Raw genomic sequence first — 17,561 nt, forward strand, 5'->3', positions numbered from 1 at the left:
GGCCTCCGTTATGGAGAATGTAGAAGAAGTAAAGGTCAGACCTAGAACCATCAACAGCAGGTCCTCTGATCGGATACTGGAAATCGTGATGTACGGTATTGCTGGGGTTCTGCTAATTTTGCTCATCTACCCGATTTATTTTATCATCATCGCTTCGTTCAGCGATCCCGCTGCTGTAGCGAACGGTCAGGTGTGGCTATTTCCCAAGGGATTTACCCTAGCCGGTTATCAGGAACTGCTGAAGCATGAAAACATCTGGATTGGATATAGAAATACGATACTTTATACCGTGATCGGGACAGCAATTAGTCTAGTTGTGAATCTGTCGGCCGCCTATGCTTTGTCGAGAAGAGACCTGTTTGGGCGCAAAACCATCTCATTATTTTTCATTTTTACGATGTTCTTTAACGGCGGTCTAATCCCGACCTTTCTGACGATTCGTGATTTTCACATGTATGATACGTTTCTTGTTATGGTTCTGCCGTTTTCGGTTGCTGTCTATAACATCATCGTAGCAAGGACCTTCTTTCAGAATAGTATTCCCGATGATCTGTGGGAGGCTGCTCAGCTCGATGGCTGCGGTAATCTCAGATATTACGTACAAATTGTACTTCCTTTATCCAAAGCCATTATTTCCGTCATCGCTTTGTGGACTGCAGTAGGACACTGGAATTCGTATTTTAACGCACTCATTTATTTGAAAGATGCTGATTTATATCCATTGCAGCTCATTTTGCGGAATATTCTCATCATGAACCAGATGCAGTCTGCCATGGGTACGGGAGAAGCGGCAGCAGTGGCCCTTAGGCTCGCCAACATTATGCGATACTCCGTCATTATTGTGGCTACCGTTCCTATTATGTGCATCTATCCATTTGTACAAAAATACTTCAATCAGGGGGTGATGATCGGAGCCGTGAAGCAGTGATGTAATCTCTGAGTAGCTAAGGGTATACATTTTGAAAATAGGTAAGGGGGAACTGAATCTCATGAGAAATAAAGGAACGAGAAAAATGCTTCCAGTACGAGTACTCACTTCTGCTGTGCTTTCTTCACTACTACTCTTCAGCCTGGCTGCTTGCAGCGGGGGAGAAAAAGTAGCGGCGCCGACCGAACCGGATTCTAGTTTTAATAAAGAAGGTCTGCCCATTGTAAAAGAACCAATCACTTTGGAAGTGTTGACAGTTCGGTGGGGGAACATGGGTGATACATTTACCCAGAATCAGTGGCTGAAAGATTTGGAGAAAGAGACGGGTATCAAAATTAATTGGCAGGTCATGTCTTCTAATGACTGGGGCGAGCAAAAATCCATCATGCTGGCAAGTGGTACGCTGCCGGATATTATTCTGGGAGATGCGGTGTTCAACGATTCCGATATCGTAAATAACCTTTCGTACTTCCGTCCGCTGGATGATTACATCAATGACTATATGCCAAATCTGAAAGCTGCGATGGCTGAAACGCCGGAACTGAAAAAAATCAGTACCTTCCCGGATGGAAAAATGTACTCTTTGCCTGCACGCCTTCCATCCAGACCTAAATCCAAAAATCAGCCGATCATAAACAAAGTATGGCTAGATAAACTCGGACTCAAAGCCCCGACTACAACGGAAGAGCTGTACACAGTACTTAAGGCATTTAAGGAGAAAGATCCGAATGGAAACGGAAAAGCCGATGAAATTCCGATTAGCGGATCGGGAGATATCAGCATGGATTTACTTAATCCATTCGGCATTACGGATACCAATGGGAACAGTATGATGGTTAAAGACGACAAACCGGTATATTATCCGGTGACAGAAGAATATAAAGAAGCTATCAAGTGGTTGCACAAACTGTACTCAGAAGGCATTATAGACAAGGAATTGTTTACACAAGATAATACGATGTCGACAGCGAAACACCAGAATCCGGATGCAGCGCTGATCGGTTTTACGTATCAGTGGGTTCCAGATGCCGTCTTTGGTAAATGGAAAGATGAGTATGAAGCAATTGAAACCATTGCAGGCCCGGATGGCAATCGTTACCAAGGGGGAGACCCGCAAGGTCTAAGTTTCCTTCGTAATGAAATGCTGATTACGACTTCAAGCAAGCATCCAGAGATTGCTGCGCGCTGGGCAGACCAGTTCTACACGAATGAAGCGAGCATTCAAAATTTCTGGGGAGCGGTCGGTACGGTAATTGAGAAAACAGGCGATGATACGTATGCCCTGATGAACCCACCGGAAGGTACGAGCGCAGATGCATGGTACTGGGATCAATCCTTGCGTGATTTTGGACCGAAATATGTGAGCCCTGAGTTCGAGAAAAAGATTAAACTGGATGACACCGTAGGAGATGGCCTCAAGCTCGTCATAGATAAACTGGGCAGTGACTATGTGACAACGCCTTTCCCAAATGTAATGTACAGTGCGGAAGAATTTCAAGAGCTGCCGACGCTAACTACCGACATTGATGGTTTTGTTCGCACAAGCCGTGCGAAATGGATTACAGAAGGTACAATTGATGCGGATTGGGATGCTTATGTGAAAAAGCTGAACGATATGGGACTGGAACGTTTGGTTCAAATCCGTATGGATGCGTACAACCGATATATAAGCGTGAAGTAAGTAAAAAACGTTTCTTACAATAGGAAAGTTACATGCGAAAAGGGGATGTCCTAAAAGTCATGAATATGACGAAGGGATATCCCCTGAATTTATTTTATGATGGAGCTCAGAAGGATTTATGAATTAGATGATAATTCCTTGCAATAGCTACTTCAAAGTTCAAAAAATAGGCCGCATCGCAACGCGAGTGGCCTATTTTTTGTATGATTTAAAATTTTATTTTTCCGATTGATAGATTAACTCGATAATTTCCATGGTTCAGAAGTTGAGCTAGAAACGCCTCAAGCTCCTCATTTGCAGCAAAATGACCAGTTAACACATAACATCCTTCCCCGCTAATTCGATGCACTTCGGTAATAGCCTCCTCCGCCATCACGAACTTTTGGAATGAACTATGATTGGCTGATTCCACAAATAATGTAATAAAGGCTGTTACAGACAGTCCTAGCTTTGCTTTATTAGTAACGATTGTATATTGCTCGATAACCCCCATATCTTCTAATCGCCTAATGCGATTTCCGACTGCTTGGCCTGTCATATGTATCTTTTGACCAATGTCCTTCCATTGAATCCTTGAGTTTTCTTTTAGTAATGCAAGTATCTCAAAATCGATATGATCCAAAATAAATATCAATCCTTTCATAGTGAAAGCCAACAGACATAAAGCGTTTCGCCAACTTATTCTGTATATAGACGCAAAAATCTATACTTGGTTATATCCTGATTCGCTAGTTAGCAGCCATTGAAACAGTGATAACTACAATCCTTTAAGGAGGCACGAAAATTGCTATTACAAGAAATTTTGGAGTACAACAATCAGTTTGTAGAAGATAAGGAGTATTTGCCCTATGAGGGAACGAAATTCCCTAAAAAACGCATGGTTGTCATAACATGCATGGATGCTCGACTAATTGAGCTGCTGCCTAAAGCTCTAAATATACAAAATGGTGATGCTAAAATCATCAAAACAGCAGGTGGAACAATTACGCATGCGTTTGGAAGCATTATGCGTAGTATCGTAACAGCAGTCTACGAACTGAATGCGGAAGAAATATATATCATTGGTCACCACAATTGTGGGATGAGTCAAAGTAACCCTGAAGGAACATTACAAAAAATAATGGATCGCGGAGTCGCGACACCAGAAATTCTTTCTTCCCTTGAATATGCAGGTATCGACCTTCATAAATGGTTGTTTGGTTTTACGAATGTAGTGGACTCGATTAAAAGTAACATTCAACTTGTACGGAACCATCCGCTCATTCCGAAAGAAGTTGCTGTTCATGGTCTAGTGATTGCACCAGACACAGGTAAGCTCGATCTAATTATTAATGGATATGAACAAACGCCAACTCAGGATATGTACTAATCAATACAAATTATACTATACCAAAAGGAGCAATAAACTATGAATAGAAAAGAAGCGACACAACAAATTTTGGAAGCTAAATTTGCGAAAGGACTGACTTGGGGCGAAATTGCTCAGGAAAGTGAGCAATCGGAGAGTTGGGTTGTAACGGCATTGTTAGGCCAAGCTACAATGACTCCGGAGGAAGCTGTTAAAATGGGGGAATTGCTCGAACTCGATGAAAAAGTAGTTCAAGCCCTAACTCAAATTCCACATCGTGGTAATGTCATTGACATGCCCCCTACCGATCCAGGTCTATATCGCTTATACGAAATGTTGCTTGTATACGGTCCTACGATTAGAGAGCTTATTTTGGAGAAGCTTGGCGAAGGTATCATGAGCGCAATTGATTTCCAATTTGACGTGCAAAAGAAGGAAGATCCAAACGGAGACCGTATCATTCTTACGATGAACGGAAAGTTCTTACCCTATCGTAAATGGTAATGGAGTGAGGAATGTAGTGGATATATAGCTCGATTGTTTAGCACAAAAAAAGAGCAGCCCCGGGGCTACTCTTTTTTTGTGCTATTTAGAGATTGGATTGGAAAAAAGAAAAAGATAATTATGCCTGGTGCTCATGAACATAAGCGTCAATACGAGTCATTACCTCACTCGTCAGAGCTGCGATTTTTTGCTGGCCATCTTCATACGTGTCTCCTTGAACAGCAAAGTACACTTTAATCTTCGGTTCCGTACCGGAAGGACGGAGGCAGAACCAGCTACCGTCAGAAAGATGATATTTTAGTACGTTTTCTTTTGGCAAGTCGTAGAGTCCAAGACTAAAATCTTCAGTTTTGGCAATCGAAGTCCCGGCAATCTCGGAAGGAGCAGATTCACGCCAAGAGGCCATGATCCCTGCGATCAGCTGAACGCCCTGGATTCCTTTGAGTGTACGTGTCTCCAGTTTTTCAGCGAAATAGCCATAGGTTTGATATAGCTCCTGAAGAACTTCATACAACGTTTTTCCTTGTGATTTATAATAAGCCCCTGCTTCAGCAATCAGCATCGAAGCAATAACTGCATCTTTGTCACGGGCGTAGTTGCCTGCTAGGTAGCCATAGCTTTCCTCATAACCAAAGATGTAAGTGTGCTCACCGGTATTTTGGAACTCGGTCATTTTCTCCCCGATATATTTGAAGCCAGTCAGCGTATTGAACACCTTCATACCATAGGCATCAGCAATAGTGGCGCCCATCTCACTTGTTACAATCGTCTTGATAATCGCACCATTTTGCGGGAGGGTTCCTTTACTCTTCATGGATTCTAGCAAGTAGTGAACCATAATAGCCCCGGACTGGTTACCACTCAGAATGAAAAATTCGTCTTTGTCATCCTTGATGACAGCACCCATTCGATCCGCATCAGGGTCAGTTCCTAGGATCAGATCCGCACCGCTTGCGTTGGCTTGAGCGATGGCGATCTCAAAAGCTGCGTGTTCTTCCGGATTAGGGGATTTCACGGTAGAGAAATTCGCATCCGGTTGTTCTTGCTCGGGAACGACATCAACATGCTTGAATCCAAGATGGTTCAGTACTGCTCGCACTGGAATATTGCCTGTTCCATGTAGCGGAGTATATACAATCCGGTAGTTGCTGCTGACTTCCCGAATCGCATCCGGATGCTGGCTTACAGAAGCTACGGCTTCTGTGTAGGCATCGTCGATTTCCCGACCGAGCCAAACAAGCATTCCATTTGCCTCTGCCTCCGTGCGGTTCATTTTATTTACCTCTTCGAAGTTACTCACGCTGCGTACAGCCTCGATTACTTTCGCCGCAGTATCTGGTGTAATTTGTCCACCGTCAGCCCCATACACTTTGTATCCGTTATATTCAGGAGGATTGTGACTGGCTGTAATTACAATTCCTGCTTCTGCATTTAGATGACGAACCGCAAAAGATAGCTCGGGTGTAGGCCGAAGCGATTCAAACACATAAGCTTTTACACCATTCCCTGCAAGAACAAGCGCTGCCTCCTGAGCAAATTCAGGTGAATAGTGTCTGGAATCATAAGCGATGACACATGACGGTGAATCGTACTCTTCTTTCAGTGTAGATGCGAGTCCTTGTGTTGCTTTGCCTATAGTGTAGAGATTGATGCGATTGCTGCCGGCACCAATAACACCGCGGAGTCCGCCTGTACCAAATTCCAAATCTTTGTAGAAGCGGTCTGCGATTTCACTTTCATTATTAGCTATGCTGCGCAGCTCCTCCTTCGACGTTTCATCAATGACTGGACTGTCTAGCCATAGTTGGTACGCCTTTGCAGCTTGTTCCTGTACTTGTGTAGACATGATGTAATAAGCCTCCATTTATATAAAGTTAATAACGAGCATGTATTGTCGATTTATTGTCATGCTACATTTAATCACGTGGAGCGGCTGTTGAATCACGTTCCAAAAGCACGGTTGGCAACAGCATTTCCATGTAAGGGGATTCAGGGTTTTTTATCCTCCAAAAAAGCTGTCGGACCGCCTTTTTTCCAAATAAGGTAAGATCTACTGCCATCGTCGTTGTGGAAGGAGTAGCGAGCCTGGAAAGCTGTCCGTTATCGAAGCTAACGATAGAGATATCGGTGGGAACTTGGTAACCCTGATTGTACAGAGCCGAGTTCACAAAAAAACCAAGTCCATCGTTCACACAGAACCATGCGGTGGGTTGATGTTGAAGATCACGTAAGCGAGTAGCGATAAACTCCTGATCCTCTAAGGCGTCTTTAATAATCCATTCTGGATGAACCTCCATCCCCAGATCATGATGAGCAAGATGATAGCCTTCTAGACGTTCATAATAGCTGGGGGAGAATGAGATATTGCCGATATAACCAATCTTTCTATGTCCCAACTCATAGAGATATTTGACCACATGATAGGCACTAAATCGATTGTTGGTGAGAATGGCATCTGCTTGTACATCTGGATGATGATGATCGATGAGTACAGCAGGGATACCGGTTTGAATAAGCTTGTTCATATATTCCGTACTCAGATGAGAGAGAATCAGAATACCATCCACTTCTTTCTGCTCAATAAAAGGAGGTAAAGTTCCTTCGTTCATCATTTGCTGGGAGATGGACTGAATCAGTAGTTTTTTACCACCGCGTTGTACCTCTTGTTCAACCGTAAGATAGATTTCTCCAAAGAATCCCCGCTGTGAGAATGCGAAATCCGTAGCAACAAGCGCGATGCTTCCCGTATTCGTGTAGCTGCTCTCTTGATCAAAGGATTTCTTGCGGCTTCCCGTATATATGTAACCGAGCGCATCAGCAGTTTGTATGACCAATTTACGTGTCTCTTCGCTGACGCCATCTTTACCAGATAGAGCCTGAGAAACTGAATTTTTTGAAATTTGTAGATGGTCAGCAATATCCTGCATCGTGATTTTTGGCTTAGTCAAGGATAACGTTCCTTTCCGTTTATATATGGAATGTCAAAAGAATAGTTGTATGAGATTCATCTCATACTATACCGAAATTTGCCTCTAATTATAATGATTGAAGTGTAACATTACAAAAATATTGTAACGTTACAAAATAAAAATGTAAAGATCCAATTTAATTGTGACATAGTTCACGGGAATTAATTAATTATTGTTTTTTATTAATAAAGCGTTGACAAAAAGGGATAATGTGAATAATAATGTGTTTGTAACGCTTACAAGAACGTTTGTTTTATTATTTGTAACGTTACAAAATTAATTATTGTAATTCTAAGTTTAATGATTTTAAGACATAACGCATCTAGGAGGATGGGTCGACATGAAGAAAAAGAGAGTTTCTTTACTTCTGGCAATTGCATTGGTAGGTGGGACGGTACTTTCCGCTTGTGGAAATGGAGGAGGCGGACAAAGTGCAGATGGTAAGACAACCGTTGAATTCTGGGCAGCACCAAACCCGCCGCAACAAGCATTCTGGACACAAATGGCGAAGGATTACGAGGCGGTTAATCCGGATGTAAAGGTAAACGTAAGTGCGATTAAAGAATCTCCAAGCTCGGAAGCTAGTATTCAGGCAGCGCTGGCAGGAGGGAATGCACCAACGGTAGCAGAGAACATCAACCGTGGTTTTGCAGCCCAATTATCAAATAGTAAAGCACTTGCACCACTCGATGAATTACCACAGTTCAAAGAAATTGTGGAATCCCGCAACATGGCCGAGACAATCGCTCCTTGGGAATTTGCTGATGGCCACCAGTATGTACTGCCGATCTATTCTAACCCGATGCTGATCGGATGGCGTACCGATATTCTGAAGGAAATTGGATATAATGAGCCACCGCAAACATACAGCGAAGTTCTAGAAGCAACAAAAAAACTGAAAGAAAAATACCCTGATAAATATATGTGGACTAAAGGAGCTGACCTTGCTGATTCCACAGCTTGGAAACGCTGGTTCGACTTCTTCATTATGTACAATGCAGCATCGGATGGTAACAAGTTTGTGGAAGGACCTAATCTGGTAGCGGATGACAAAGCCGGAGTAGAAATGTTGACCTTTGTGGATGATCTTCGCAAAGCAGGCGGTATCCTGGCGCAGAATGCAACCGACCCATTTGAAACAGGCGCAGGTGTTTTCACTGACATTGGTCCATGGACCTTTGATATGTGGGCAACGAAATATCCTGAGCTGAAATATGGAGAGAACTATACATTAACACTTCCTCCGGTACCGGATCATATCGATCCTGCTGATTCCAAGACGTACGCAGATGCTAAAGGACTTGTTGTCTTTGCAAGTGCACCGGAAGAATCCAAACAAGCTGCAGCAGAGTTCTTGAAATGGGTGTACTCCAATGAGGAAAATGACGTGAAATGGTTTGAGCAAACCAACTTGCCACCAGCGCGTGATGATCTGACAGAAGTCGACGGATTCAAAAAAATCCTGGCTGACAAACCGGAGCTTGCTCCATATGCAGAAGCAGTATCCAAAGGTGTTCCTGCCATAGATAATGCCAAGTTTAATGAAATTCAAACGTTGATCGGACAAGAGGCATTTAATAAAGTCGTGCGTGGTGATATTGATCCAGAAACGGGATGGAATAATATGAAGAAAGCGATTGAAGGTGAACTTCAATAATGATTAACAAACAAAATAATAAGTTGGGCTGGCTCTTTGCCAGTCCTTACCTTATATTCGGTTTGGTCTTTTTCCTTGGACCCCTTATCTGGTCTCTGTATTTGTCTTTTACGAACTGGGATTTGATTGCCCCTACTTTTGACTTTGTAGGATTTGATAACTTCCGGAAAGCGTTAGCTTCTGAAGGAGTTCGATCGGCCTTTTGGGTTACGTATAAATTCATGATGTTATTTGTTCCGCTCGTTACGATCATGTCACTTGGTGTGGCGGTTGTTGTACAAGGATTACCTAAGTTCAAAAGTGTGTATCTGATCGGTTTCTTCTTGCCGTATCTGTCTTCTGGGGTTGTAGCCTCCCTAATTGCACAAGGTTTTCTTTCCTATAACAGTCCGGTAAATGAGTTCCTCAGAGGCAACTTCGGTATTAATATTGATTGGCTCGGTTCTCCATTATCGGCACTATTTATTGTCGGACTTATCCTAGCTTGGAAATTTACTGGCTACTATGCCCTGATTCTTACTTCCGGACTTGAGAGCATTGATAAGGAAGTATATGAAGCAGCAGCCATTGATGGCGTGACAGACAGACAGCGATTCTGGAAAATCACCCTTCCGCTTCTGTACCCAGCGCTTTATACAACACTTATTCTTTCGTTCGGGGTTACCTTCGGTATCTTTACTGAGGTATACCAGCTGACAGGCGGGGGGCCGAACTACGCTACAAATACGTGGCAGATGGAAATCTATAATCAGGCCTTTAACAATCTACAGGCTGGATATGCATCGTCCATAGCAATCCTAGCTTCCATTGTTACGTTCATATCAATCTTTATTATTCGAAAAGTACTGGAAGGATGGGGGAAACGAAATGGTTGGGTCTAAAAAAAATAGAAAAAGTCGTCTTGCGATCCGCTATGTACTTGCCACCCTTTTACTTCTGGTTATGGTGTATCCGTATTTGTACATGGTTCTTAACTCCTTTGCAGATTGGTCACAAATCGATCGTCAGCTCGTTCCGACCAAGTTCTCACTGCGCTCGTATGAGTGGCTCTTTACAGGTGGAGATGTGGGTATAGCAAGACCTTGGATGAACGCATTCTTTAACAGTATTATCGTATCCGTTGCATCTACGTTCTTTATGATGCTGTTTGGAATTATGGTTGCTTATGCTCTGGCCAAACTGAATTTCAAGGGTCGGGATACGATCAATAACTTCGTCTTGTTTCATATGTTCTTCCCGGCGATCATTTTGCTTATTCCTAACTTTTTGGTAATCCAAAAAATTGGGCTGTACGATACGTACTGGGCGATGATTATACCGAAAGCAGTCAGCTTGTGGGCCATCTTTATGTACACCAATTTCTTCAAAGCCGTACCTAACGATTTTATTGAAGCAGCGAAACTAGATGGTGCTTCTGACTTTAAGATTTTGTACAAAATTATGATGCCGATGTCCAAATCCATCACTGCAGTTATCTTCTTGTTCCTGCTCATGGAACGCTGGACTGAACTTTTATGGGATATGCTCGTTGTGCGCAGTGATAATATGCTTACGCTGAACGTTCTCTTATCCCAGATGTTTGGACCTTATGGCAGTTATCCGGGGCCACTCTATGCAGCATCCGTTATTTTAACTGTGCCGATCATCATCATGTTTGCGATCTTCGGCAAGAAGTTCAAGGAAGGTATGCAGTTCAGTCTTAAATAATGCTTAGGCCGTTCAGGTTGTAGGCACGATAAAAATCAGTTGAGGAAGCTCGTATATTAAGGTGCTTAATGCATCTTGTCTATTCGAGCTTCCTTCATAGATCGTGAAATTAAGCATTTTGGGAGAGTTAATCAAATGATAGAGAAACAAGGAAAGTGGTGGCAGGATACTGCCTTTTACGAGATTTATGTACCGAGTTTCTGTGACGGAAATGGTGATGGTGTCGGTGATTTTTTAGGTATAACATCGAAGCTTGATTATCTGAAAGAGCTGGGGATTGGCGGTATATGGCTGACGCCCTTCTATAAGTCACCCAAGATTGATAATGGCTATGATATTTCTGATTATTATGCTGTTGATCCAGACTACGGAACGATGGCTGATGTGGAACATTTTATTGCTGAGGCACATGAACGCGGTATCCGAGTGATTGTGGATCTTGTACTCAACCATACTTCTTCGGCACATTCTTGGTTTATAGAGTCTGCATCTTCTCTATCTTCGCCAAAGAGAGACTGGTATATATGGAAATCAGCTGTAGACGGAGGCGTGCCGAATAACTGGGAGTCCCTTTTTGGAGGAAGCGCTTGGGAATGGGATGCACGTAGTGAGCAGTATTATTATCATGCATTTGCTAAGGAACAGGTGGATCTGAACTGGGCTAATCCTGAAGTTCGCGAAGCGATGCAAGATGTAATGGGATTTTGGCTGGATAAAGGAATTGATGGGTTCCGGCTTGATGTCATTAATTTTCTTAAAGTATCCGGTGAATTTATTGATAATCCCTATGATGAGCAAGGCGAACAGATTCACAAGTACGATCAGAATCAAGAAGGCATCCTTGATGCCATCCGTGAGATCTGCCGCTATGTTCATACACGTGAAGGCATTTTTATGGTAGGTGAAGTGGGTTCGGAAAATATGGATTTGCTCCGTGATTTTTCTGGGAGCGGGCTGCTGGATGTTGTATTCAACTTCAATCTTGGAAGTCAGGAGAAGTTCGATCCGAAGGCGATTTTTCGAGAGATGCGTCTTATGGAAGAGAAACATACAACAGATCAGTTGCCCACCCTGTTCTTCAGCAGCCATGATATGCCGCGCCATATTTCGCGGTTTGGAGAAGGTAGTGCCCACCTGGAAGAGCAGCGGGCAAGACTCATGGCGACGCTTATGCTGACAGCCAAAGGAATACCTTTTATCTACTATGGCGATGAGCTGGGGATGCGAAACCATGTTGCTCAGCGTTTGGAAGATATGAGGGATATCCAGGGGATTGGTCATTATAAAGCAGCTATACAAAAGGGCAGCACTGAGGAAGAGGCTCTTGCGATTGCCAAAGCGAAAAGCCGAGATTATTCTCGTTCCCCTATGCAATGGAATGGAAGCCAGTATGGCGGATTTTCTGATCAAGAACCTTGGATCGGCATGAGTCCCACGTATGAGGAAATCCATGCAGAAGCACAGTTCGCAGAGAAAGGTTCCATGTATCAGTACTATAAAACCCTGCTATCCCTGCGACAGCAGTATCCATCTTTGTCCCGGGGGGATTACACCCGCCTAGAGCAACGACAAGATGCAATTATTTATACGAAGCGTTTCGCAGAGGAAGAAGCCGTCGTCATCCTCCAGTATGGAGATAAGCCATTATTAGTAGATTTAACGGAATGGTCTGATATGAAGATGAATCTGCTCATCGCAAGTGGAGTAGGGGATGAGATGGATAGCGGCAAGTTTCGTCTGGAAATTCCAGCCCATACGGCAGTGATCTTCGTCTCCACAAATACACGGTAAGTTCTTTTTGAATAAAAGGAGGCTATTTCATAATGACAATACAAAAATCTAGTGTGAAGACATGCGAAACATTACTTCACGATTATCAGAATAAAGAAAATACAGTTCAAAATCCAGTTAAACTTCAATTTGTAGGAGTCGGTGAGAAGGACGTATACAACATCACCGCTCCATTTCAAATAGATGGAGAAATGATCATTGCAGGGCGGGTGGAATCCCGGGATAGCGAACATTCGGAAATTCACTTTTTTGTAGAGCGAGATGGTACATGGATCCCCAAAGAAGAAGCTCCGGTGTTCACCCTGCAGGACCCATTTTTCACTTTCATTAAAGGAGAACTTGTACTCGGCGGAGTGGAAGTCTTCCCTCATCCAGAGATGGAGAATGCACTGATGTGGAGAACGGTATTCCGTAAAGGCAAGACGCTCGGAGAGCTTGAACTTTTCTTTACTGGCCCAGATGCAATGAAGGATCTGCGTCTTGTTGAGCTGGCTAGTGGCGAGATTGGTGTGTTTACTCGTCCTCAAGGAGAGAAAGGTGGACGTGGCAAAATTGGATTTGTCAAAGTAAACTCTCTTGACGAAGTAACAGTGAATTTGGTGAACGAAGCCCCCCTTCTCTCCGATCAATTTATTGACGAAGAATGGGGCGGAGCGAACGAACTGCACATTCTGAAAAATGGACTCGTTGGCGTACTCGGACATGTAGCTAGCTTTGATGATGCTGGTGATCGACACTACTATCCGATGGTATTTGCCCTCGATCCAGTAACGGGTGAATACACCGATATGGAGCTGATTGCGGTACGTGCACAATTCATTCCGGGTGAGACCAAACGGCCTGATCTTGCTGATGTCGTCTTTAGCGGTGGACTTGTTCGCAAACAAGATGGAACGGCGGATCTGTATGCAGGTATCAGTGATGCAGAGGCACATCGTCTCACGATTGCCGATCCTTTTCTACAATATGAAGTATAAGTAACAAGAATGGGTAGAGAGAACCGAATATAAATGCGAATGGATAGGGGAAAACAGCAATGAATATTAATAGATACGAAGAAAATCCACTGATTACACCGGCTGATGTGAAGCCGTTTCATGATGAGTTTGAAGTGATAGGTGCTTTTAACGCAGGGGTTGCTGAATACAAAGGTGAAGTTCTACTTTTCCTCCGTGTAGCGGAGCGCCCCATTAGTAAGGACCCAATGATCGTAAAGGCACCCGTGTTCAATCCGGGGACGAATAAACTGGACATTCTCGAGTTCCGTACGGATGATGAGCGGTATGATTTCTCTGACCCACGTGTCATTCGTAATGTGAAGCAAAGCGCAACTTTTGAATATTTGACTTCTCTGTCTTATATTCGTCTTGCCCGGAGCAAGAACGGACACGATTTTATTATTGAGGATCAACCACTTGTGTATCCATCTGAGGCGCTTGAAGCATTCGGCATTGAAGATCCTCGTGTCACTCAGATCGATGATACGTATTATATTTATTTCTCGGCTGTGTCTTCTGTCGGCGTTGGGGAATCGATGATTTCGACTAAAGATTTCATCTCCTTTACCCACCATGGCATGATCTTTGGACCGGATAACAAGGATGTTCTGATTTTCCCTGAGAAAATAAACGGAAAATACTATGCATTACATCGTCCGACTACGAAGAGCACAGGAAATCCTGAAATGTGGATTGCGGAATCAGATAACCTCCTTTACTGGGGGAATCACAAACATTTAGCAGGACTTCGCGATGGAATGTGGGATAGCGGTCGTATGGGTGGTGGAGCTGTTCCTTTCAAGACGGAAAAAGGCTGGCTCGAATTGTACCATGGGGCAACTCTTGATCATCGCTATTGTATGGGCGCCCTGCTGCTTGATCTTAACGATCCAACCAAAGTTATCGCTCGCTCAGATAAGCCGATTATGGAGCCGGAAGCAGACTATGAGAAGAATGGATTCTTCGGTGATGTTGTTTTCTCATGCGGTGCACTGGTAGATGGAGATGTTGTGAAAATGTACTACGGTGTGGCGGATACGTCCATGGCTTGTGCAGAACTGAGTGTAAAGGAAATCTTGGATAGCCTTAATTACGTGTAAATGAATCATATTAAACAGTAGTAATCATGTGCCAGGGCCTTCTGACTTACAGGTTCTGGCGCTTTTTTCATGGAGGGGAGATCTACAGTGAATAGAATGGTGCGAATAACGGAGAACTGGAAGCTGCGTGATTTTGATATAGGAGAAGTAAGGGATCTGGAAGTTGCCTCCGAAGATTATGTTGATTACTTCTGGATGACAACTAGTGTTCCGGGAGATGTGCATAGTACGCTAATCGACCGTGGAATTATTGATCCACCTTTTTACGGTCATAACGACCAGAAGTGCCGATGGGTTGAGGAAAAAGTGTGGTGGTATCGTACTGTTTTTGAGTGGACAGACATGGCGGACAAAACAGCAGGAGAACGACTAGAACTCATCTTTAACGGGCTTGATACCTTTGCTACCGTATATCTAAATGGTGTGGAACTAGGTTCTACAGATAATATGTTCATTCCACATGCGTTTGATGTGACAAGAGAGATAAAAAAGGGCAAGAATACCATTGCCGTCAAGTTCGATCCAGTTCATTTGCACGCCAAGTCAAAAATGCAATATTACTGGTCTGGATTCAGCAAGAAACGAATCTGGACAAGAAAAGCACAAAGCCATTATGGTTGGGACTGGGGTCCGAGGCTTGTTTGTGCAGGGATTTGGCAGGATGTTCAGCTGGTGAAAAGAACCCGGGCAGCGGTAGAAAGCATCTTCACCCGTACAGCCGAAGTGAAAGAGGAAGCTGCAATCGTCGAGATAAATACCGAGATACGTGCTTATGACTGTGATGTTCGCTATGTAGCCCGAGCAGCATTGTACGACGAACAGGGAAAACAGGTGACGGGACTGGAATTTCCAGTGAATGAACCTGGAGGCATTTCGGTAGATGGTGCCATAATTGGACATCGTTTCAGCGGAAATGGGCAGCTCATCGTTCCTAGTCCGAAGCTGTGGTGGACTCATGATCTGGGTGATCCTTATCTATATACATTACAAGTGTCTATTCTGGCAGACGGAGATGTGGTTCAAACGAAGGAGCAAAAACTCGGAATTCGTACCTTGAGTTTGATGCTTCAAAATGAGCAGGGTGAGCATGCTTTCACATTCCGACTGAACGGAGTGAAGCTGTTTGCCAAAGGGGCGAACTGGATTCCTATTGACAGCTTCATTGCTTCCGTACCTGACTCCCGTTATTCTCAGCTTTTAACGATGTCGCGGGATGCGAATATGAATATGATCAGAGTGTGGGCCGGAGGTATATATGAACGGGATATTTTCTATGACGAGTGCGACCGGCTTGGTCTCTTGGTATGGCAGGATTTTATGTTTGCTTGTGCCTTGTATCCAGATTACAACCGTAACTTTATGAACAATGTGAAGCAGGAAGTAGAGTCTGTTGTAAAAAGGCTGCGTAGTCGCACTTGCCTCGCAATCTGGTGCGGGAATAATGAGAATGATTGGCTGTATGAAGCGCTTCATGCCAGCGGTGAGATTAAGCATCCGTTTTATGGAGAGAAGATCTATCATGAACTGATGCCAGCCCTTCTGGAAGAACTCGATCCATCTAGACTGTACTGGCCAAGTTCACCGTATGGAGGTAATGATCACAATTCCCGTGAAGTAGGAGATACGCACAACTGGCAGGTATGGCATGGGAACATAGAACCGAGAACCTTTGGAGAGCCACAACTACAGGATTATAGTGTAGAAGGACTGTCTTTCAAGAAGTTTAAAGAAGATGATACCAAATTCGCGAGTGAATTTGGGATGCATGCTTCGTCGAACCGATACACGCTCATGAACAATATCCATGCCTCTTCATACGCATATCGAAGTGAGGAGATGATGTATCGTAATAAGGACATGCATCATCCAAAAGGTGTTCTGTTGATGGAAGGATATACGGGAGTTCCTAAAGACATGGAGGAGTACATTAATTACTCCATGCTAACCCAGGCAGAAGGCTTGAAATATGGTATTGAGCACTACCGCAGGAACAGCCCTTCGACAAGCGGGGCGCTCTACTGGCAACTTAATGATTGTTGGCCTGGAACTAGTTGGTCGGTAATTGATTATTACGGCCTTCCGAAGGCGGCGTATCATTATTCTAGGAAGTTCTTCGCACCTGTACTGTACACCGTGGATCATGATGCCGGAAAAGATCTTGTATTGTGGGTGATTAATGACCAACTTGAAGTGCTAGAAGATGAAATTATTCAGCTGAATGTTTATCGGTTGGATGGAACAATGATTTCACAGCGGACGTACGAAGTACAGCTTGAAGGTGGCGGGAAGAGACAGCTGGACACAATTTCGGAAGAAGCTCTCATTCAAGGAACAGATGCAGCATCTGTCTTGTGTGTGATCCGCTCGCTGAACCAACTTGCAGAAGATAACTATATTTACTTAAGAGATTACAAGGATATGGCATTTGAGCCTGCACATCTCCTCGTAACCATAGACGAGAAGAACCATTCCATTCGTATTCGCAGTGATAAAGTAGCAAGGATGGTGAAAATAGAGATTGATCAGCCGTGGCTGAAAGTGGAAGATAACTTTTTTGATCTGCTTCCTGGATGGGAAGAGCAGAGAGAGATCCATGTTACTGCACCATTAGGAGAGAGCATTGCGTGGGAAACACTTCGCGTGTCGGCACTCAATGGATATGAAGTGAGCATCGTAAAGAAAATAAAAGACGAGGATGATATAAGTATCGGTAATATCAGCGTTATTTAGGTATTTTCCATAGATAAACGGGCTCTGTGCTGTAGTTAAACCTGCGGTATAGGGTCCTTTTTTACTTTTGGAAGACGATTCTTGGAGTGTGGGTGGAGAGAGGTGTTTCAAATATTACAAAAATGTTACTTAATAATCACGAAATATC

14 protein-coding genes are annotated in these 17,561 nt (G+C 43.6%); 11 read left to right on the top strand and 3 right to left on the bottom strand.

What is annotated here, in order from left to right; translation table 11 throughout:
* Window positions 1–10 precede the first annotated feature (10 nt).
* Together KFT32_RS20190 and KFT32_RS20195 are read left to right on the top strand one after the other, a co-directional pair.
* A complete protein-coding gene (locus KFT32_RS20190) occupies window positions 11–928 on the top strand; it encodes a carbohydrate ABC transporter permease (protein WP_211749281.1) in 918 nt (305 codons plus the stop codon).
* An 85-nt stretch (window positions 929–1,013) separates the two neighbouring features.
* Window positions 1,014–2,609 (top strand): extracellular solute-binding protein, encoded by a 1,596-nt coding sequence (locus KFT32_RS20195; protein ID WP_481856357.1) that lies wholly within the window; start codon window positions 1,014–1,016, stop codon window positions 2,607–2,609.
* A gap of 208 nt (window positions 2,610–2,817) precedes the next feature.
* Here KFT32_RS20195 and KFT32_RS20200 read toward each other — a convergent pair whose 3' ends face one another.
* The gene (locus KFT32_RS20200; RefSeq protein WP_211749283.1) at window positions 2,818–3,252 is read right to left on the bottom strand and encodes an Lrp/AsnC family transcriptional regulator; all 435 of its coding nucleotides are present in this window, start codon (window positions 3,250–3,252) and stop codon (window positions 2,818–2,820) included.
* 141 nt (window positions 3,253–3,393) lie between these two features.
* Between KFT32_RS20200 and KFT32_RS20205 the strand changes: the two genes are divergently transcribed.
* Both KFT32_RS20205 and cynS read left to right on the top strand, forming a co-directional pair.
* Window positions 3,394–3,978 carry a beta-class carbonic anhydrase gene (locus KFT32_RS20205; protein ID WP_211749284.1) on the top strand — a complete coding sequence of 195 codons (585 nt, stop codon included), beginning with the start codon at window positions 3,394–3,396 and terminating at the stop codon, window positions 3,976–3,978.
* A 39-nt stretch (window positions 3,979–4,017) separates the two neighbouring features.
* The gene (cynS, locus tag KFT32_RS20210; protein ID WP_211749285.1) at window positions 4,018–4,461 is read left to right on the top strand and encodes a cyanase; all 444 of its coding nucleotides are present in this window, start codon (window positions 4,018–4,020) and stop codon (window positions 4,459–4,461) included.
* 118 nt (window positions 4,462–4,579) lie between these two features.
* Here the strand turns inward: cynS and KFT32_RS20215 are convergent, their stop codons facing one another.
* Both KFT32_RS20215 and KFT32_RS20220 read right to left on the bottom strand, forming a co-directional pair.
* Complete coding sequence (locus tag KFT32_RS20215) at window positions 4,580–6,307, bottom strand: phospho-sugar mutase (RefSeq protein ID WP_211749286.1); 1,728 nt, start codon at window positions 6,305–6,307, stop codon at window positions 4,580–4,582.
* A gap of 70 nt (window positions 6,308–6,377) precedes the next feature.
* On the bottom strand, window positions 6,378–7,409 hold the full coding sequence (locus tag KFT32_RS20220) for a LacI family DNA-binding transcriptional regulator (protein ID WP_249436014.1): 1,032 nt from the start codon (window positions 7,407–7,409) through the stop codon (window positions 6,378–6,380).
* Window positions 7,410–7,770: 361 nt separating this feature from the next.
* Here KFT32_RS20220 and KFT32_RS20225 point away from each other — a divergent pair, with 361 nt between their 5' ends.
* The 7 genes from KFT32_RS20225 (at window position 7,771) to KFT32_RS20255 (ending at window position 17,413) form a co-directional block, all read left to right on the top strand.
* Entirely contained in the window at window positions 7,771–9,087 is a 1,317-nt protein-coding gene (locus KFT32_RS20225) for an ABC transporter substrate-binding protein (RefSeq protein ID WP_211749287.1), read from the top strand.
* A 2-nt stretch (window positions 9,088–9,089) separates the two neighbouring features.
* Window positions 9,090–9,968 (top strand): carbohydrate ABC transporter permease, encoded by an 879-nt coding sequence (locus tag KFT32_RS20230; RefSeq protein ID WP_349304933.1) that lies wholly within the window; start codon window positions 9,090–9,092, stop codon window positions 9,966–9,968.
* Window positions 9,955–10,794 carry a carbohydrate ABC transporter permease gene (locus KFT32_RS20235; RefSeq protein WP_211749289.1) on the top strand — a complete coding sequence of 280 codons (840 nt, stop codon included), beginning with the start codon at window positions 9,955–9,957 and terminating at the stop codon, window positions 10,792–10,794. Before KFT32_RS20230 ends, KFT32_RS20235 begins: the two co-directional genes overlap by 14 nt.
* 135 nt (window positions 10,795–10,929) lie before the next feature.
* Complete coding sequence (locus KFT32_RS20240; protein WP_211749290.1) at window positions 10,930–12,585, top strand: alpha-glucosidase; 1,656 nt, start codon at window positions 10,930–10,932, stop codon at window positions 12,583–12,585.
* A 32-nt stretch (window positions 12,586–12,617) separates the two neighbouring features.
* Window positions 12,618–13,562, top strand: a complete 945-nt coding sequence (locus tag KFT32_RS20245) for an MTP-1 family protein (protein WP_211749291.1) — start codon at window positions 12,618–12,620, stop codon at window positions 13,560–13,562.
* A gap of 59 nt (window positions 13,563–13,621) precedes the next feature.
* A complete protein-coding gene (locus KFT32_RS20250; RefSeq protein WP_211749292.1) occupies window positions 13,622–14,683 on the top strand; it encodes a BtaManbiosPhlase in 1,062 nt (353 codons plus the stop codon).
* 96 nt (window positions 14,684–14,779) lie between these two features.
* On the top strand, window positions 14,780–17,413 hold the full coding sequence (locus KFT32_RS20255) for a glycosyl hydrolase 2 galactose-binding domain-containing protein (protein WP_249436018.1): 2,634 nt from the start codon (window positions 14,780–14,782) through the stop codon (window positions 17,411–17,413).
* The last annotated feature ends 148 nt before the right edge of the window (window positions 17,414–17,561 follow it).

It is taken from the genome of Paenibacillus sp. Marseille-Q4541 (assembly GCF_018310695.1).
Classification (GTDB): domain Bacteria; phylum Bacillota; class Bacilli; order Paenibacillales; family Paenibacillaceae; genus Paenibacillus.